The sequence below is a fragment of the Halomonas cibimaris genome, assembly GCF_055379665.1.
The window spans coordinates 1,312,133-1,329,922 of record NZ_AP043828.1 but is presented as its reverse complement, the minus strand read 5'-3'; the positions used below and the strand labels follow the sequence as shown (position 1 = coordinate 1,329,922).

The 17,790-nt window shown below is 59.8% G+C and carries 16 protein-coding genes; 6 read left to right on the top strand and 10 right to left on the bottom strand.

What is annotated here, in order from left to right:
- The first annotated feature begins 36 nt into the window (after positions 1-36).
- A protein-coding gene (locus ACZ415_RS06185) for an IS630 family transposase (protein ID WP_464387722.1) occupies positions 37-1,049 on the top strand; the annotation gives its coding sequence in 2 pieces (ribosomal slippage) (positions 37-421 and positions 421-1,049; 1,014 coding nt in all).
- 124 nt (positions 1,050-1,173) lie between these two features.
- Positions 1,174-2,856 carry a methyl-accepting chemotaxis protein gene (locus ACZ415_RS06180; RefSeq protein ID WP_344704082.1) on the top strand — a complete coding sequence of 561 codons (1,683 nt, stop codon included), beginning with the start codon at positions 1,174-1,176 and terminating at the stop codon, positions 2,854-2,856.
- A gap of 81 nt (positions 2,857-2,937) precedes the next feature.
- On the opposite strand, the gene ACZ415_RS06175 is transcribed toward ACZ415_RS06180, so the two are convergent.
- Positions 2,938-4,572, bottom strand: coding sequence for an NAD+ synthase (locus ACZ415_RS06175; protein WP_344704080.1), 1,635 nt, complete (start codon positions 4,570-4,572; stop codon positions 2,938-2,940).
- 217 nt (positions 4,573-4,789) lie between these two features.
- Here ACZ415_RS06175 and ACZ415_RS06170 point away from each other — a divergent pair, with 217 nt between their 5' ends.
- The 3 genes from ACZ415_RS06170 (at position 4,790) to ACZ415_RS06160 (ending at position 5,774) form a co-directional block, all read left to right on the top strand.
- Positions 4,790-5,056, top strand: a complete 267-nt coding sequence (locus tag ACZ415_RS06170) for a PP0621 family protein (RefSeq protein ID WP_344704078.1) — start codon at positions 4,790-4,792, stop codon at positions 5,054-5,056.
- Positions 5,057-5,242: 186 nt separating this feature from the next.
- Positions 5,243-5,464, top strand: coding sequence for a pilus assembly FimT family protein (locus ACZ415_RS06165; RefSeq protein WP_344704076.1), 222 nt, complete (start codon positions 5,243-5,245; stop codon positions 5,462-5,464).
- Positions 5,465-5,501: 37 nt separating this feature from the next.
- Positions 5,502-5,774 (top strand): hypothetical protein, encoded by a 273-nt coding sequence (locus tag ACZ415_RS06160; RefSeq protein ID WP_344704074.1) that lies wholly within the window; start codon positions 5,502-5,504, stop codon positions 5,772-5,774.
- 22 nt (positions 5,775-5,796) lie between these two features.
- Here the strand turns inward: ACZ415_RS06160 and trxB are convergent, their stop codons facing one another.
- Positions 5,797-6,747: a thioredoxin-disulfide reductase gene (gene trxB, locus ACZ415_RS06155; RefSeq protein WP_344704072.1), complete on the bottom strand. Its 951-nt coding sequence runs from the start codon at positions 6,745-6,747 to the stop codon at positions 5,797-5,799.
- A gap of 344 nt (positions 6,748-7,091) precedes the next feature.
- Here trxB and acnA point away from each other — a divergent pair, with 344 nt between their 5' ends.
- The gene (gene acnA / locus ACZ415_RS06150; protein WP_344704070.1) at positions 7,092-9,830 is read left to right on the top strand and encodes an aconitate hydratase AcnA; all 2,739 of its coding nucleotides are present in this window, start codon (positions 7,092-7,094) and stop codon (positions 9,828-9,830) included.
- A 136-nt stretch (positions 9,831-9,966) separates the two neighbouring features.
- Here acnA and ACZ415_RS06145 read toward each other — a convergent pair whose 3' ends face one another.
- From ACZ415_RS06145 to ACZ415_RS06110, 8 genes are all read right to left on the bottom strand, one after another.
- Positions 9,967-11,643, bottom strand: a complete 1,677-nt coding sequence (locus ACZ415_RS06145; protein ID WP_344704068.1) for an NAD-dependent malic enzyme — start codon at positions 11,641-11,643, stop codon at positions 9,967-9,969.
- Between the two features lie 149 nt (positions 11,644-11,792).
- Positions 11,793-13,013: a YeeE/YedE family protein gene (locus ACZ415_RS06140; protein WP_344704066.1), complete on the bottom strand. Its 1,221-nt coding sequence runs from the start codon at positions 13,011-13,013 to the stop codon at positions 11,793-11,795.
- 133 nt (positions 13,014-13,146) lie between these two features.
- Entirely contained in the window at positions 13,147-14,169 is a 1,023-nt protein-coding gene (locus tag ACZ415_RS06135) for a tryptophan--tRNA ligase (RefSeq protein ID WP_344704064.1), read from the bottom strand.
- A 74-nt stretch (positions 14,170-14,243) separates the two neighbouring features.
- On the bottom strand, positions 14,244-15,746 hold the full coding sequence (locus ACZ415_RS06130; protein WP_344704062.1) for a pilus assembly PilX family protein: 1,503 nt from the start codon (positions 15,744-15,746) through the stop codon (positions 14,244-14,246).
- A complete protein-coding gene (locus ACZ415_RS06125) occupies positions 15,743-16,351 on the bottom strand; it encodes a PilW family protein (RefSeq protein ID WP_344704060.1) in 609 nt (202 codons plus the stop codon). The genes ACZ415_RS06130 and ACZ415_RS06125 overlap by 4 nt, the downstream gene beginning before the upstream one ends.
- Positions 16,351-16,767 carry a prepilin-type N-terminal cleavage/methylation domain-containing protein gene (locus ACZ415_RS06120; protein WP_344704058.1) on the bottom strand — a complete coding sequence of 139 codons (417 nt, stop codon included), beginning with the start codon at positions 16,765-16,767 and terminating at the stop codon, positions 16,351-16,353. The genes ACZ415_RS06125 and ACZ415_RS06120 overlap by 1 nt, the downstream gene beginning before the upstream one ends.
- Complete coding sequence (locus tag ACZ415_RS06115) at positions 16,764-17,330, bottom strand: pilus assembly FimT family protein (protein WP_344704056.1); 567 nt, start codon at positions 17,328-17,330, stop codon at positions 16,764-16,766. Before ACZ415_RS06115 ends, ACZ415_RS06120 begins: the two co-directional genes overlap by 4 nt.
- Entirely contained in the window at positions 17,331-17,753 is a 423-nt protein-coding gene (locus tag ACZ415_RS06110; RefSeq protein ID WP_344704054.1) for a type IV pilin protein, read from the bottom strand. It abuts the gene before it with no gap.
- Positions 17,754-17,790: the final 37 nt, after the last annotated feature.

Sequence of the window (17,790 nt, the reverse complement as noted above, 5' to 3'; positions counted from 1 at the left end):
GGGTGCCCAAATTTCTGACAAAAAGCGGACAGAATAATGGCAAGGCGCTTCGTCGAATCACTATCTGAATCTGAACTGCACACGCTGCTTTCTGCTTATCACCATGGTGAGAAGTGCGCTCTGCGCCGTCGTGCCCATGCTATTTTGCTGAGTGATCAGGGTCATACAATCAACCAAATCAGTGAGATACTGCAGGTTCGCCGTGATGCCGTATCCATATGGCTCAAGAAGTGGGAAGTGTCGGGCCTCGACGGGTTGATCGACAAGCCACGGAGTGGACGCACACCGGCCCTAGATGATGCGGACCATCAGCGGCTACAGGAGCTGGTCGCTGAGCAACCCCATCAGCTTCGCTCCTTGCATGCCCGCTTTCAGGAAGAAACGGGGAAAATTGTTAGCCTGATCACGCTTCGTAGAGCGCTAAAAAAAACGGTTTCAGCTTCAAACGGATCCGGCATTCGCTGAAGGAACGGCGCAACGAAACGGATTTCCGCAACACCCAAGGCCTCATCAAGGTACTTCAGCAATGGGAAGATCTCGGTGACCATGAGCTCTACTATTTTGATGAATCAGGCTTTTCACAGTCGTCGTCAGTCCCTTACGCCTGGAGCCCTGTCGGCGAACCATGTGAGATAACGGCCTACTCACATAGCCGAAGGCTGAACGTGCTGGGATTCCTCAGCCGAGCGGGGAAATTGGTTTATCACACGACGACTGAGTCGGTCACCACGCAAATTGTTATCGAGGCGTTCGATCAGTTTGTGGCGCAGAAAGATCCCGATACCTTTGCTGTCGTGGTGCTTGATAACGCCAGCATGCATCGCTCCAAGGCCTTCAGGCGGAAGATACTTGAGTGGATGTCGCATCGCGTGCACCTGGTTTACCTATCGGCTTACTCACCAGAGCTGAACTTGATTGAGATACTGTGGCGGCAAATGAAGTATGCATGGTTGCCGCTGGGAGCCTATCTCTCTTTTGATCGCCTCTGTGATGAGGTACACCGCCTACTTGGTGGTTATGGCACTGAATACGCGATTAATTTTGAATAAGCACTTACATCGCTGGGCCCAGCGGCTGTCGTGACTGGCTTAATCACTGTGACTGACTTCGCCGTCGTGACTCCCTGTTGTGTTACACCATTGCGCTAAACCACTGTGCAGATAAGGAAATCTTATGTCCTCGCTGTATGCCCGCTTCGCCAACGCCAAGATTCGCACCCGACTGACAGTCGGCTTTGCGATACTGATCGTGCTGATGATCATTATCGCAACGGAAGGCATTTTCAAGGTCAACCAGATTGATCGAAACCTGACAACGATCAACGACGTCAACGATCTCAAGCAGTCCTATGCCGTCGACTGGCGCGGCAGCGTGCACGACCGCGCAATCGCCCTGCGCGATATCGTACTGACCGAAGACAGCAGCGACGTGCGCGCGCTCAAAAACGACATGCAGCGCCTGCGCAGCAATTACAGCGAGGCAACCGAAGGCATGCAAAAGGTGCTTTCAGAACATGCCGGCAGCCAGAAAGAGCAGACAATGCTGGAGCGCATAAGTGCCCAGCAGCAAACCGTACGCAACTTTACGCAAAAAGTGCTCAGCGCCCGCGACGCCGGCAACAGAGAAGGCGCCCGCGCCGTGCTGCTTGAACAGGCAGGGCCTGCGTATGCGCAATGGCTTGTTCGCATCAACGACTATATTGACCTGCAAGGCCGGCTGAACGACGCCACGACCACCAAAGCGCGTGAAACAGCGTCAGGGTTTCAGCTCGATATGGTGCTGCTGACCCTGTTCTCCGTCATCGTCGGGATCTTCATTGCCTGGCTGCTGTCGCGCCAGCTGCTGCGTGAACTGGGCGCTGAACCCTATGAAGTGAAAAAATTCGCCGAAGCCGTCGGCCGTGGCGACCTCACCGCGCCCAACTACTTGAAACAGGGCGACCAGCACAGCATCATGGCCGCCCAGGTAGCGATGGCTCAGCAGCTGCAGGGCATTGTCGCCGAGGTGCGCACATCGGCTGAGGCCGTAGTCGATGACAGCGAACAGATCGCTGCAGGCAACAACGACCTTTCTTCACGGACGGAACAGCAGGCCAGCGCCCTGGCGCAAACCGCATCCGCAATGGAGCAGCTCAGCAGCACCGTCAAGCAAAACGCTGACAACTCAGCGCAGGCAAGCCAGGAAGCGGCCAGCGCCTCCAGCACGGCAACACAGGGCGGCGAGGCCGTTCAGCAGGTCGTCACGACCATGAATGAGCTCAACCAAAGCTCCCAGGAAATCGCCGGTATTATTTCCACCATCGACGCCATTGCCTTCCAAACCAACATTCTGGCTCTGAACGCCTCGGTAGAAGCGGCGCGTGCCGGCGAACACGGCCGCGGCTTTGCCGTTGTCGCCTCTGAAGTACGCAAGCTTGCGCAGCGCAGCGCCGATGCCGCCCGGGACATCAACGAGCTGATCTCCAGCAACCTTGAGCGTGTCAACAACGGCAACGCGCGCGCTGAGGAAGCCGGTGAATCCACCAAGGAAATCGTGGCAGCTATTGCCCGCGTCACCGACATCATGCAGGAAATCAGCAACGCCAGCGCCGAACAAAGCGACGGCGTGCAGGAAGTCGGGCAAGCCGTCACCGAAATGGATCACGTCACCCAGCAAAACGCGGGCCTGGTGCAGGAAAGCGCCAAGTCGGCCAACAACCTGCGTCAAAACGCGCATCAGCTGATTGATTCGATGTCCAACTTCAAGCTTCCCGATACGGCCACGAGCCGCATATCGGCAGCGGGGCAAAGCAGCGCGCCGGCACCGACGCACCAAGCGCCGTCCGCGCTGCCTGAATCCCAGTGGGAAAGCTTTTAACGCTGCCGCCTGCCTCAACGCTCCGGCCTACAGCGCCCTGCCATGCGTGCAACCGCAAGGCAGGGCATAAAGCACAGCGTGCTATTCTCCCGGCTGCCAGCCGTTGACCAGCGGGTAGCGCCGATCGCGGCCAAAACCGCGCGGGGTTACCCGCACACCCACCGGCGCCTGGCGGCGCTTGTACTCGCAGCGATCCACCAGCTTGATCACCTGATAGACATCTTCACTGGCAAAGCCGGCAGCGATAATCGCCTCGGCGCTCATATCACCTTCGATATAACGCTGCAAAACGGCGTCCAGCACGTCATAGTCGGGCAGCGAATCGCTGTCCTGCTGGTCCGGGGCCAACTCCGCCGAAGGCGCCCGCTCAATCACCCGCTCGGGGATAGCCGGCGACTGCGTATTGCGCCAGCGGGCCAGGCGATACACCCAGGTCTTGTAGACATCCTTGATGGCGTTATAGCCGCCGACCATATCGCCGTACAGCGTGGTATAGCCCACGGCCATTTCGCTTTTGTTGCCGCTGGCCAGCACCATCAGGCCCTTTTTATTGGATATCGCCATGAGCAGCACCCCGCGGCAGCGGGCCTGCAGGTTCTCCTCGGTGGTATCGCGCTCGGTGCCCTCGAACACCCCGGCAAGCGAGGTCATGAAGGATTCCACCATGGGTTCGATGGGCAAAACCTCGTAATGCACGCCCAGCATGTCGGCCTGGCGCGCGGCGTCTTCCCGGGATATATCGGCGGTGTAGTGATACGGCATCATCACCGCCTGAACGCGCTGGGGCCCCAGCGCATCCACGGCAACGGCCAGCGAAAGCGCCGAGTCGATGCCGCCGGAAAGCCCCAGTACCACTCCGTTAAAGCCGCTTTTATTGACGTAGTCTCGAAGCCCTGTCACCAGCGCGCAGTACAGGTTTTCTTCAGGCGCGACGTCGGGCTCGACTTCGCCGGGCATGACCGTCCAGCCCGTAGCGCTTTGCCGGCGTAGCGACACCGGCATCAGCCCCGGCTGCCAGTACGGCGCCAGCACGGCAAGCTCGCCTTTCGCGTCCACGCAGCAGCTGCCGCCGTCGAACACCAGCTCGTCCTGGCCGCCGATGGCGTTAACGTACACAACCGGACGCTGCGCCTGTGCCGCCCGATCTTCCAGCAGGCGCAGACGTTCAGCGGGCTTGTCCTGATGGTACGGCGAGGCGTTGAGGCTGACGATGACATCGGCACCGGCGGCGCTGAGCGCTTTTGTCGGCGCCTCATGCCACAGGTCTTCACAGATCAGCAGGCCCAGCCGGACCCCCTTGTGTTCATGGATCAGCGGCTCGCTGCCGGCGGCGAAATAGCGCTGCTCGTCGAACACCAGGCGGTTGGGCAGCACCTGCTTGGCGTACTCGGCCTCCCAGCGGCCGTTGTACAGCACGCCGGCCAGGTTATAGCGCTTGCCTTCGCGCACGCCGGGATAGCCGATGATGACCAGCACGTCCCGAGCCACTTTTTCTGCCAACAGGCCCCGAGCCTTGCGCAGGCGCGCCTCAAGCGCGGGGCGCAGCAGCAGGTCTTCCGGCGGATAGCCGGACAAAAACAGCTCGGGAAACACCACGATATCCGCACCATGTTCGATGCGCGCCTCGCGCACGGCTTCAGCGGCCCGGGCGGCGTTGCCCGGAATATCTCCCACCAGGGGGTCGAACTGCGCCATCACCAGGGTTAACTCTTGCATGGGCGTTGGTACTCTTGAAATGGATACTCTTGAAACGGGCAATCTTGAAATGGGCACTCTTGAAGATCGGAAGTCGACAAAGCCGGCACCGGCAGCGCGGGATATACCGCCGACTCAAGCGTTGACCGCTATTTTTGCGCGGCGTCTTGTGGCATTGTCCCGCAAGCACTGCCGGCTGGCAAAGGCCAGACGCGCATGACCCCGGGAGACACTAAGGATGAACCTCTTGATCATTCGGCTGATACTTTTTGGCGTCATTTTTTTCGCCGGCCTGAAGCTTTACGGCATCTACCGCGAATGGAAACTTGACCGCGAAGCCCGCCTGGAACGCGAACACCGCCACGAAGGCGGGCAAATGGTGCGCTGCCGCTGGTGCGACGTGCACGTCCCGGAAAGCGAGGCGCTGCGCGAACGCGCCGAATGGTTCTGCTGCTCGGCCCACCGCGACCGCTTTTTCGCCGAGCAGGATGAGGCTTCGCGCTAGCCTTCGGCCGGCCCGGCCCGCCGGCGTCAGCGTTGGCTTACGCTTTCTGTCCGCTTTGTCTTATACCCACACCAACGTGCGCTTCTAGCCTGACAGTCAGGCAGGGTGCCCCGCCACGGCCGGCAGCGGCACCCTTTCTGGCACAAACGGCGCTGCACCGCAGCGCACAGGGAAGGGAGAAGCGCCATGGAAACGGCCGCTCAGCGCGGGTTCACGCTCGTCGAACTACTGGTGATCATGGCCCTGATCGCCACGCTGGCAGGCGTGGGCTATCCGCAAATGCGCGGTTTTGCCGCGCGCAGCAGCCAGCAGGCCGCGGTAAGCCAGCTGCAAAGCGCGCTGGCGCTGGCGCGACATACGGCCATCACGCGTCGCGAAGCGGTGTTTCTGTGCCCCCCGGGCGGATGACCGAAACGCCTGCGATACGGACTGGAACAACGCGCTGATGGTCGTCGCCCAAAGCACCGCAGCGCCGATTGATGCCGAGCGCATTCTGCGTGTGCTGCCCGGCACTGACGCCGGCGTGACCTACAGCCGCGGCTGGCGGCGCATAAAGTTCAGCCGGCTGGGACACAGCAGCGGCTACAACGGCAAGTTTATCGTTTGCCGCGCCGGACGCCGGGCGCACAGCGGCACCCGGCTGGTGCTCAGCCAGCTGGGGCGCATTCGGATGGAAAAAATGACCTGCGCTGCAAGCCCGGCCACGGCCGGCGTTTGAGTCGGGCGCCGGCCGCCTTTTTTCAGGCCAGGCCGTCCAGATAGCGCTCGGCGTCGAGCGCTGCCATACAGCCGCTGCCCGCGGAGGTGATCGCCTGACGGTAGACGTGATCCATGACGTCGCCGGCGGCAAACACGCCGGGCACGCTGGTCGCGGTGGCGTTGCCCGAAAGGCCCGACGCCACCTCGATGTAGCCGTTGTTCATCTTCAGCTGGCCTTCGAACATGGCAGTGTTGGGGCTGTGGCCGATGGCGATAAACACCCCCGGTGCAGCAAGCTCTTGGGTACTGCCGTCTTTCGTGGAGGTCAGCCGCACCCCGGTCACGCCGGTATTGTCACCCAGCACCTCGTCCAGCGTCTGGTTCCATTCCAGTACCACCTTGCCTTCGGCGGCCTTCTCAAACAGCTTGTCCTGAAGAATTTTCTCGGCGCGCAGCGAGTCGCGACGGTGCACCAAAGTGACCTTCGAGGCGATATTGGCCAGGTACAGCGCTTCTTCCACGGCGGTATTGCCGCCGCCGACCACAACGACTTCCTGATTGCGGTAGAAAAAGCCGTCGCAGGTAGCACAGGCCGACACGCCCTGCCCCATGAACTGCTGCTCGGAGGGCAGCCCCAGATAGCGGGCGCTGGCGCCGGTGGCAATAATCAGCGCATCGCAGGTGTAAACGCCGTTGTCGCCGGTCAGGGTAAAGGGCCGCTCGCCCAGGCGAACGTCGTTGATGTGATCAAACAGCACCTCGGTATGAAAGCGTTCGGCGTGGGTTTTCATGCGCTCCATCAGCGCCGGGCCCTGCACGCCTTCAGCGTCGCCCGGCCAGTTATCCACATCAGTGGTGGTGGTAAGCTGGCCGCCGGCCTGCATGCCGGTAATCAATAGCGGCTGCAGATTGGCGCGCGCGGCATACACCGCCGCCGTATAGCCGGCCGGGCCGGAGCCGAGAATGATCAACCGTTCGTGTCGCGTTTCCATGAAACCACCTTTTCGTCAACGGGGTAACGGGGCACCCCACGTAATACGTCAAACAGCATCCTGATAAGCCGGGGCGCTGCACCAGAGCCCGTGCAGGGTGCCCCCGGCACGCCGGATACGCAAGCTCAGCGCCGGCCAAGCCTTAGCCATTGGGCGAAGATGCTTGAAACGCCCCTCGTCAGCACCCATCTACTATGGCTAGGATAAGCCATAGTAAAAAAAGCGGCTGCGAAAAAACAACGGCCGCCGTGGCGGTGCCAGCCCTTGATCCGTCACCGCCTGCGGCACACTTCGTTAACGCCTGCTACCAAGCTATCCGTGTCTAGTCAGCAGAGGAGAACGGCATGAGTCAGATACCTGATACGCGCCAGACGCTGGATGTCGGCGGTCAGACATACCATTACCACAGCCTTCCCAAGGCGGCTGAAACGCTGGGCAACATTGACCGCCTGCCCAAAACGCTCAAGATTTTGCTGGAAAACCAGCTGCGCTTCGCCGACGACGAAAGCGTCGAAGCCGACGACCTTCAAGCGCTGGTCGACTGGCAAAAACAAGGCAAGTCCAGCCGCGAGATCGGCTATCGCCCTGCCCGGGTGCTGATGCAGGACTTCACCGGCGTGCCCGGCGTGGTCGACCTGGCCTCCATGCGCAACGCCGTGCAAGCGCTCGGCGACGACCCCGCGCGCATCAACCCGCTGTCGCCGGTAGACCTGGTCATCGACCACTCGGTCATGGTCGACGAATTTGGCAACCCGCAAGCCTTTGCCAATAACGTCGAAATCGAGATGGAGCGCAACCGCGAACGCTACGAGTTTCTGCGCTGGGGCCAGCACGCCTTTGACAACTTCCGCGTGGTACCGCCGGGCACCGGCATCTGCCACCAGGTCAACCTGGAATACCTGGGCAAAACCGTCTGGAGCAAAGAAGAAGACGGCAAGACCTGGGCCTATCCGGATACCCTGGTGGGCACCGACTCCCACACCACCATGATCAACGGCCTGGGCGTACTCGGCTGGGGCGTGGGCGGTATCGAAGCCGAAGCCGCCATGCTCGGCCAGCCGGTATCGATGCTGATTCCCGAAGTCGTCGGCTTCAAGCTCACCGGCAAGCTGCGCGAAGGCATCACCGCCACCGACCTGGTGCTGACGGTCACCGAAATGCTGCGCGCCAAGGGCGTAGTGGGCAAATTCGTCGAGTTCTACGGCGACGGCCTGAAAGATCTGCCCCTGGCCGACCGCGCCACCATTGCCAACATGTCGCCGGAGTTTGGCGCCACCTGCGGCTTTTTCCCGGTGGACGAGGAAACCCTGCGCTACATGCGCCTGACCGGCCGCGAAGCAGAGCAGGTCGAGCTGATCGAAGCCTACGCCAAGGCCCAGGGCCTGTGGCGTGAACCCGGCGCCGAGCCGATCTTCAGCGACACCCTGGCGCTGGACATGGGCGACGTAGAGGCCAGCCTTGCCGGCCCCAAACGGCCCCAGGACCGGGTGGCGCTGGGCGACATGCCCGCCGCGTTCGCCAAGATCATGGAAAACGACAGCAACGGCACGCCCGCCGAAGAAAAAGGCCGGCTGTTCTCGGAAGGCGGCCAAACGGCCGTGGGCGTGGAGCGCAGCTACGAACACCCCACCAGCCAGTCCGTCAGCTACCGCGGCCAGGACTTCAAGCTCAACCCCGGTGCCGTGGTCATCGCCGCGATTACCTCGTGCACCAACACCTCCAACCCCAGCGTGATGATGGCCGCCGGCCTGCTCGCTCGCAACGCCCGCGAAAAAGGCCTGACCACCCAGCCCTGGGTCAAAACCTCGCTGGCACCGGGCTCCAAGGTGGTCACCGACTACCTGGCCGCCGCCGGGCTTAACGACGATCTCGACGCGCTGGGCTTCAACCTGGTGGGCTACGGCTGCACAACCTGTATCGGCAACTCCGGCCCGCTTCCCGACGAAATTGACAAAGCCATCAACGACGGCGATCTGACGGTGGCCTCGGTGCTTTCGGGCAACCGCAACTTTGAAGGTCGCATTCATCCGCAAATCAAGACCAACTGGCTGGCTTCACCGCCCCTGGTGGTGGCCTACGCACTGGCCGGCAACGTGCAGACCGACCTCAGCGCAGAGCCGCTGGGCAAGGACGGCGACGGCAACCCGGTCTATCTCAAGGATATCTGGCCAAGCCAGGCCGACATTGCCAAGGCCGTAGAGCAGGTCAACACCGAAATGTTCCACAAGGAATATTCCGCCGTGTTTGAAGGCGATGACACCTGGAAAGCCATCGATGTGCCCCAAAGCCAGGTCTACGAATGGCCGGATTCCACCTACATTCAGCATCCGCCCTTCTTTGAAGGCATGCAGCGCGAACCGGACGCCATCGAAGACGTGGCCAACGCCCGGGTGCTGGCCATGCTCGGCGACTCGGTCACCACCGACCACATCTCGCCGGCCGGTGCGATCAAGCCCGACAGCCCCGCCGGACGCTACCTGCAGGAAAACGGCGTCAAACCGGTGGATTTCAACTCCTACGGCTCGCGGCGCGGCAACCACGAAGTGATGATGCGCGGCACCTTCGCCAACGTGCGCATTCAAAACGAAATGCTCGACGGCGTAGTCGGCGGCGAAACCCGCCATGTGCCTTCAGGCGAGCAGATGGCGATCTACGACGCGGCGATGCAATACCAAAAAGAAGGCACGCCGCTGGTAGTGATTGCCGGCAAGGAATACGGCACCGGCTCTTCGCGTGACTGGGCCGCCAAGGGCACGCGCCTGCTGGGCGTGCGCGCCGTGCTCGCCGAGTCCTACGAGCGCATCCACCGTTCCAACCTCATCGGTATGGGCGTGGTACCGCTGCAGTTCCCCGAGGGCAAGGACCGTAAATCGCTGGGCCTGACCGGCGATGAGGAAATTTCGATCAGCGGTCTGGCCGACCTGACCCCGGGCAGCAGCGTCAAGGTCGTCATCAAAACGCCCAACGGCGACGAGCACCGGCTTGATGCCAAGTGCCGCATCGATACCGACAACGAGCTTGCCTACTACCGTCACGGCGGCATTTTGCACTACGTGCTGCGCAAGATGATCGGCGCGGCGTAAACCGCAAAGGTTCGTTCACCGCAAACCGTTCTTGCAAAACCGTTCGTTGCAAAACCGTTCTTGCAGAACAAAGCCCCCGCAGGCCATGCCTGCGGGGGCTTTTTGCTCAAACCCTGATCATCTTCGCTGCGCAGCGTTATATTGAACGGCGGCGATACTCACGGTACTCAGGCTCCCAGCAGTTGCACCGAATGGCGTCGCGCAGCCGGTTACCGTCGGTTTTCAGCGCCACGCCTTCATCCTGCGCCTGGGCGGCGACCTCAAAGGCGATCGCCATGCTGATCTCGCGGATACGCGACAGCGGCGGCAGCAGCGCGCCCTTGCCTTCCTTGACCAGCGGCGCTTCCCGCGCCAGCGCCCGGGATGCGCTCATCAGCATTTTATCTGTTACCCGGGAGGCCTTTGCGGCTACCACGCCAAGGCCGATGCCGGGAAAGATGTAAGCATTGTTGCACTGCGCAATGGGGATACTGCGACCGTTGTGAACGACCGGCGCAAAGGGGCTGCCGGTCGCTACCAGCGCAGCGCCGTCGGTCCAGCGGATGACGTCTTCGGGCACCGCTTCGGCCTGGGAGGTGGGGTTGGAAAGCGGGAAAATCACCGGGTTATCGCAGCCTTCGTGCATGGTGCGCACCACGCGCTCGGTAAAGATGCCCTTCTGCCCGCACACGCCAATCAGCACCGTCGGCTTGACCCGGGCAATCGTCTCATCCAGCTTTTGGCCGTCCCAGTCGGCCACCAGCGAGGCGTCGTGGGCCAGGCGGCGCTGAAAATCCCGGTGCCATGTTTGATCGTTGGTCATCAGCCCCTCGCGATCCACCATGAACACCCGGGCGCGGGCCTGCTCTTCGCTCAGCCCTTCGGCCTGCATCGCCACCACGGTCTGTTCAGCAATGCCGCAGCCGGCAGAGCCGCCGCCGACAAACACCACGCGCTGGTCGGCAAGGGTTTGCTTGCGTGCCCGGCAGGCGGCCATCAGCGTGCCGACCACCACTGCGGCGGTGCCCTGCACGTCGTCGTTAAAGCAGCACAGCTCGTCGCGGTAGCGCTCCAGCAGCGGCACGGCGTTGGCCTGGGCAAAGTCTTCAAACTGCAGCAGCACATTGGGCCAGCGGCGCTTGACCGCGGCAATGAACTCCGCCATGAAGGCATCGTACTCTTTTTGGGATACGCGCTTGTGGCGCCAGCCCATGTACATCGGGTCGTCGAGCAGCGCCTGATTGTTGGTGCCCACATCCAGCGTGATCGGCAGCGTATAGGCCGGGCTGATGCCGCCGCAGGCGGTATAAAGCGACAGTTTGCCGATGGGAATGCCCATACCGCCGATTCCCTGGTCGCCCAGTCCCAGAATACGCTCGCCGTCGGTGACCACAATCACCTTGACGTTATCCTTGGTTGCGCTGCGCAGGATATCGTCCATGTACTCACGATCCGGGTAGTTAATGAACAATCCCCGATGGTTACGATAGATGTTGGAAAATTCCTGGCACGCCTTGCCGACCGTAGGGGTATAGATAATCGGCAGCATTTCTTCCAGATGATCCGATACCAGGCGGAAGTACAGGGTTTCGTTGTCGTCTTGAATAGCGCGCAGATGAATATGGCGTTCAAGGTCGCTGTTGCACTGCTGGTACTGGCGATAGGCGCGCTCCAGCTGGTCCTCGATGGTTTCTTGATCCTGCGGCAACAGCCCGATGAGGTTAAACGCTACCCGTTCTTTCTGCGTAAAAGCGCTGCCCTTGTTCAACAAAGGCGTTTCCAGCAGGGCGGGACCGGCGTAGGGGATGTACAAGGGGCGTTGGCTCGTGGTCATGGCTACTCTCTACCAGGTGAATCGGCTACTCGTTGCGGCCGTGAAAACCGATTGTGGAAAACGTTTTTGAAAAAAATCCCGGCCAATGTAACACGCTGACGGCACAAAAAAACGGCATCATCCGCAGTTGGCATAGCGTATTGGCAACGCTACGACGTCTTGGCTACGGGCCGCTGTGCTGCCTCGCCGGTGAAAAAAAGCGGGCGCAGTTTAACCCCCAGCATATTGCCGGCAAAGGCCGCCACCGCCCACAGCCAGCCGTGCAGGCTGCCCGAGGCAATGCCGCTGAAATAGGCCCCGATGTTACAGCCAAAGGCCAGCCGTGCACCGTAGCCCAGCAGCAGCCCGCCGATCACCGCCGCCGCTATTGAACGCAGCGGAATACGGAAGTTCGGCGCAAAGCGCCCGGCAAGGCTCGCCGCCGCCAGCGCACCGAGCATGATACCCACGTTCATCACCGTAGTAATGTCGCCCCAGACGCTGGCATCCAGCGCAGCGGCGTTCCCCGGCGACTGCCAGTAGCCCCACTGGGTAACGTCGCCGCCCAGCAGCGAAAAGCCCTTGGCGCCCCACAGCGCAAACGCCGAGGTAATGCCCCAGGGCCGCCCGGCCAAAGCGAGGGTGGCAAAGTTCAAAAGCGCCAGCGCCACCGCGCCTGCCAGCAGCGGCCAAGGGCCGACCAGCAGCCGCTCAAAGCCGCGGCGCGCCACCAAAGGGGGGTGTTCCAGCTCGCCGTGGCGGCGCTTTTCCAGCACCACGGTCACCGCGGCAATGACGGCAAACAGCAAAAGGCTTATGGCCATGCCGCCGTAGGCGCCGCCGACGTCCACCAGCGATACCGGCGGCAGCGCCGGAAGCTCCGTCCAAAAGCGGAAGTGCGCCGTGCCGATCACCGAGCCCACAATGAAAAACACAAGCGTGATCAGCATCCGGGCATTGCCACCGCCGGCGGTAAACAGCGTGCCCGAGGCGCAGCCGCCGCCCAGCTGCATGCCCAGACCGAACAGAAAAGCGCCCACCAGCACTGAGATGCCCAGCGGGGCGACAAAGCCCTCTACCGCCACGCCGTTCAGCTGGCCCGCCCCAAGCGCGGGGAAGAACAGCACCACGGCCACGGCCAGCATCAGCATTTGCGCGCGCAGCCCGCGGCCGCGGCGCTTTATAATCAGTGCCCGCCAGGCCGAGGTAAAGCCGAAGGCGGCGTGATAGAGCACCATGCCCAACAGGCCACCCACGATCATTAAAAGGCCGGTATTGGCCGTAAACACAACGCCAATAAGCAAAGCGCCCAGCACAACAAGCGCCCCCGCCAGCATCGGCACGCGGTGGCGCGGCAGCGTCAGTGAAACAGTGGAAGAGGCGGTAGCCATCGTGATCACCCTCGATTGAAAAAGCGCCTGCCGGTGGGCAGGCGCTTTTGCGAATAGGCGGTCAGAATAGCGCCAGGTCAAGATAACGTAAAATGCTTTATCGTAGACTTTTAATTCCACAATGGAATATAGCCTATACGAAGCGCCCCAGCCCTACGGCCTTGCGGAGGTTTTCCATTGTGACCGTCGCTTCTTCCCGGGCACGTTCGGCGCCTTTTTCCAGCACGGCTTCAATATAGCCCGGGTCTTCCATCAGCGCATTATACCGCTCCCGGGGCGCGCTCAGGTGCGCGTTGAGCTGTTCAAACACCTGGTTTTTGGCCTCGCCCCAGCCAATGCCCTCGGCGTAGCATTCGCGCATGGCGCGGGTTTCTTCCGCCGAGGCAAAGGCCGAGTAGATCTGAAACAACGTGCAGCCTTCCGGATCCTTGGGCTCACCCGGCTCCAGCGAGTTGGTCTTGATCTTGCGCACCAGCTTTTGCAGCTTTTTCTCGGAGACGAACAGCGGAACGGTGTTGTTGTAGCTCTTGGACATCTTGCGCCCGTCGAGCCCGCCCAGCACCTCGACGCTTTCATCCACCACCGCCTCGGGCAGCGTGAAGTGCTGGCCCTTGTAGAGGTGGTTGAAGCGCCCGGCGATGTCCCGAGCCATCTCGATGTGCTGGATCTGGTCGCGGCCCACGGGTACGCGGTTGGCGTTGAACATTAAAATGTCCGCGGCCATCAGCACCGGGTAGCCGAAAAGCCCCATGGTCACGCCCTTGTCGGCGTCCTGGCTGCCGGCCTCTTCGTTTTCGGCCACCGCCGCCTTGTAGGCGTGGGCGCGGTTCATCAGCCCCTTGGCGCAGACGCAGGAAAGCATCCAGGTCAGCTCAGGGATCTCGCGGATGTCGGACTGGCGATAAAAGATCGCGTTGTCGGTATCCAGCCCCAGCGCCAGCCAGGTGGCGGCGATTTCCAGCCGCGACTGCTGCACGCGCTTGGGGTCCTGGCATTTGATCAGCGCGTGGTAGTCGGCCAGAAAGTAGAACGACTGCACGTCGGCGCACTGGCTGGCTTCGATGGCCGGCTTGATCGCACCGACGTAGTTGCCAAGATGGGGCGTGCCGGTGGTGGTGATGCCGGTCAGCACGCGGGTTTTGGGGGATTCGGTCATGGTTACGCACTTCTTCAGCAAGGTCAGGCGGCTATTGTCACACAGTTACGCGCATGGCTATAGCCGCCCGGCGGCTACTGCCAGGCGTCGACTGTCGGCTTGCCGCCGTCGCTCCCGTTGTGTAACGGCCCATCGAACCCACTGAATTTTGGGCAGCCATTACGACCGCTGCTGTCAAAGCGCTTAATGTAAGGGTCGGTTTCCAAGCCAACGTTTTTTCGTGCCATAAGCGACCCACAGAAGGTCATATTGGGGCTGTTTTCGATTTCCATATCCAGCTCATCACCGCTATAAAACCAACCTTTATATATTTTATCAATATCGTCAAAATAAATATCCATCTCGTCATCGGACATGATAAGCACGTTCCTAAGTCCCTGACTGGACATGGCATCAAACTCCAGCTTACCACCGGCAACAATAACGGTGTTGCTCAAATCAAGACCAATAGGATTGTTGTTCTCGCCGTCATCTTCGCCTTTTTCATCTCCTCCTTCAGCATCAAACACAACATCACCAGTAACAATGATATTTGACACCCCACCAGTGGCACTAAGATGAGCCGCCCCTTTTACCGTCAAATCTCCGTCAATAAATATCGTCGAATCTATTACCGTCAAAGAAGATTCAACAGTTACATCTTTATCAAAGTAGACAACTGAACGATAAATATATGCTTCAGCAACTACTAAATTTTTCTCACAAAACCGCTCAACATCAATAGCATAGCGAACACTGCAATTGGAATTTTTTTCAGAGTAACCGCCAAATCTACTTTTCTCTAACCTATTAAAGTAATTTTTAAAATTAAATTTAGGCACTTTTACATATTCGGTCGAAAACCCTGACTCTTCTATTTCTTCATTTTCGCGCTCTTCTTCAGAATCTTTAAACTCAACATCAAAATCATCCTCTTCGTCTTCTTCGCTTTCTTCTTCGTCTTCTTCTTCGTCCTCTTCATCATTGTCGTTGCTGCGAATTATGCCATAGAACGGTATATTTTTTTCCTCTGCTTCAACTTCAGCCTCTTCATCCGACAGTATGCCATAGTCGTTGAACTTGTCGGCAATTTCATCGGCAGATGATGTTGCAGAAGTAAAAGAGACCAAAGCGACACTTTGACTAATTACTTTTTCATTTTTTCCGCTATTGCCTACAACCGCACCAAATGCTACCCAGTGGTTACTGTTTGCTATAGCAAGAGGGAAATAAAAACATCTATCTTTATCTTCGCCTTCTTTGGCACAATCACCGTATTTTTTACCTTGCAATCTTTTATCATCGGCATCAACGTCGGCGTAGTCCAGCATTTTTACATCTTCGACAGCGCTGTCTTGAGTCAGATCAAGAATATCTAGATTATTCTTTCCTGCGCTTTCCTTGTATTCACGAACCTTCTTCACAGCTAGAGAAGCCGCCTGCTCGGCATTCATCTGCGCCTGGGCGGAGGCGCGGTAGTTGCCGGCCAGGCGCTCGTCGATTAGCGAGCTCTGCATTCCGGAAACGCCGACGATCATAGCGCCGGTTAAAAACGCCAGTACGATAACGAGGGCAGCACCTTGTTGTTTATTTCTCATGGTGCGTCACAACCTCCCCTATTGGGTTTAAATTTTCCGCTACCGTTGTAACACCTATCGTTATACATTCTTGTGCCGTCTTTATAGAAACCCTCATTATCAGGATCAGGAGATTTGCCATCGCCATCGTCGTCAAGGTACGCATTCAGCACCGGCTGGCGTTTGGCTACCCGGAATTTGATAGCCTTACCGCCTTTTTCCAGCGGCAGGGAAATCCTGACGACGTTCTGGCTAAAGTCAGGAGGATTTTCCAGCGCGCAGCTCTCGGGCGATAGTTCGGCGCTTTTCAGCGGACGCTGAAACGTAAGCAGCGGCTGGCCTTGTCTGGCGTCATCACTCAATGTGCATTCACACTGGTCGTCCTTGTCCTTATTTATCTGGCACTTCAATTTGTATTCGCCATCACCGCTGCGGATGCTTTCGCTCAGGGTGTGGGCGGCAAAAATCACCGCTTCCTGCTTACGGCTCAGCTCGTCCACCTTGTTGAAGGTTTGCAGGGTGGTGAGAAACAGCGAGCCGGCGCCCAGCACCACCAGGCTGCCGATGAGCAGCGCCACCATCAGCTCAACGAGGGTAAAACCGGCCTGGCGGGATGCGGGCATCATCAGTCTTCCTCTGGTTGCTCGGGCAGGCGCACGGTATACGTTACGGTGCCGTAGCCGTCGTCGTCTCCGGCGTTATCCAGCGTTACTGTAATCGTATAGGTGCAGCCTTCTGGCTTGATATCCATCGCTATGGCACTACGCAAAGGATTGGATGGCTTATCGCGTTGCCAGTCATTTTTCCAGTCGGGCTCTATCTCGCTGTGGAGCTCTTTGCAGTTTCCCGCCCCCTTTTCAAGCTGTTCCCACAGCCGTTCCTGAGCATCCACGGCGGCCAGCGTGGCGAGCGAGTGCTGATAGCTGCGGGTGGCGCTGTGCAGGGCGTTGAGCTGCATGGCGGCCGCGCCCATCAACCCCAGTGAGAGCACAACCAGCGCCACCAGCGCCTCAATCAGGGTAAAACCACGTTGGCGAATCATCGCGCCTCCCTGCGAACGCTGCCCGTTACGTTAACAAGGCGCTTCTCGTCATTCACGCCGCTGATATCTTCAGGCGGAGAGAACACCAGCCGGCAGCCGTCCGGGGTTATTGTCGGGCAGTCATCGATATTGGCAGTGCCCAGCGGCTCAAAAACCAGCGAAAAATTTTTGCTCGGCTTGCTCAGGTACTTCAGCTGGCCCGCACGGATAAGTTCATTACTGCCCTGCCAAGCGAGCCGATAGCACCACGAGGCGTAGCCGTAGCGCTCTTTTTCTTCATTCGTGACATCCGTGAGGCTCGTTTCGCCATCGCGGCAGCCCTCCGGGCGGCGTTCGGCCCGGTTTACCGCCGGCGGCATAAACTCGACCTCAACGTTGCGATGCAGCCGGATAGCATCGCTGCGCGCCAGCGCCAGCGCCGAAACGGCGGCGTTAGCGTCGGCATTCAGCCGCTGTCGCGCCAACAAGGTAGACCACGCCGGCGCCACCAGCGCTGCCAGAATGGCCGCTATCGCCAGGGTTACCAATAGTTCGACCAGCGTAAAGCCGCGCATCCTCCGCATTTACCAGCAGCCTTCGGGGAGTTGCGCGCCGCTGTCTTTCAGGGTAAGTGTTTCACAGCCGTCTTTGGCGCGTTTGCCGCCTTCAGCCACGATCTTGTAGGCGCCGCTGCCAAGGTCCAGGCGAAACCTAAACCCGTCGGTATACAGCTCGCTTGTGGCGTCATCCCTCTTGTCTTTGGCCGCTTCGCAGTCTTTATAGCTGTAGTTTTTGGTATAGCAGCGCTCAAGCTTTCCGGCGATCTCCAGCATAACGGCCTGGGCATCGGCGCGCTGGCTACGCTCGACGTATTGGGTATAGGCGGGGTAGGCGATGGCCGCCAGTATGCCGAGGATAACCACGACAACCAGCAGCTCAATCAGGGTGAAGCCGCGCTGGCGGCCGAACGGGCGATCCGCACGCAGCAAGAGGAAAGGGTAAGGCACGGCAAAAACTCCTTGCGGTCGGCGGTCGGCTCCTACG

Excerpts from the sequence above, each read along its gene's own strand:
- ACZ415_RS06170 (WP_344704078.1), top strand. The coding sequence starts at position 4,790 with ATGAACCTCTTGATCATTCGGCTGATACTTTTTGGCGTCATTTTTTTC.
- ACZ415_RS06130 (WP_344704062.1), bottom strand. The coding sequence starts at position 15,746 with ATGAGAAATAAACAACAAGGTGCTGCCCTCGTTATCGTACTGGCGTTT.
- ACZ415_RS06180 (WP_344704082.1), top strand. The coding sequence starts at position 1,174 with ATGTCCTCGCTGTATGCCCGCTTCGCCAACGCCAAGATTCGCACCCGA.
- ACZ415_RS06160 (WP_344704074.1), top strand. The coding sequence starts at position 5,502 with ATGGTCGTCGCCCAAAGCACCGCAGCGCCGATTGATGCCGAGCGCATT.
- ACZ415_RS06120 (WP_344704058.1), bottom strand. The coding sequence starts at position 16,767 with ATGATTCGCCAACGTGGTTTTACCCTGATTGAGGCGCTGGTGGCGCTG.
- ACZ415_RS06175 (WP_344704080.1), bottom strand. The coding sequence starts at position 4,572 with ATGCAAGAGTTAACCCTGGTGATGGCGCAGTTCGACCCCCTGGTGGGA.
- ACZ415_RS06135 (WP_344704064.1), bottom strand. The coding sequence starts at position 14,169 with ATGACCGAATCCCCCAAAACCCGCGTGCTGACCGGCATCACCACCACC.
- ACZ415_RS06165 (WP_344704076.1), top strand. The coding sequence starts at position 5,243 with ATGGAAACGGCCGCTCAGCGCGGGTTCACGCTCGTCGAACTACTGGTG.
- trxB (WP_344704072.1), bottom strand. The coding sequence starts at position 6,747 with ATGGAAACGCGACACGAACGGTTGATCATTCTCGGCTCCGGCCCGGCC.
- ACZ415_RS06115 (WP_344704056.1), bottom strand. The coding sequence starts at position 17,330 with ATGCGGAGGATGCGCGGCTTTACGCTGGTCGAACTATTGGTAACCCTG.
- ACZ415_RS06145 (WP_344704068.1), bottom strand. The coding sequence starts at position 11,643 with ATGACCACGAGCCAACGCCCCTTGTACATCCCCTACGCCGGTCCCGCC.
- ACZ415_RS06140 (WP_344704066.1), bottom strand. The coding sequence starts at position 13,013 with ATGGCTACCGCCTCTTCCACTGTTTCACTGACGCTGCCGCGCCACCGC.
- ACZ415_RS06125 (WP_344704060.1), bottom strand. The coding sequence starts at position 16,351 with ATGATGCCCGCATCCCGCCAGGCCGGTTTTACCCTCGTTGAGCTGATG.
- acnA (WP_344704070.1), top strand. The coding sequence starts at position 7,092 with ATGAGTCAGATACCTGATACGCGCCAGACGCTGGATGTCGGCGGTCAG.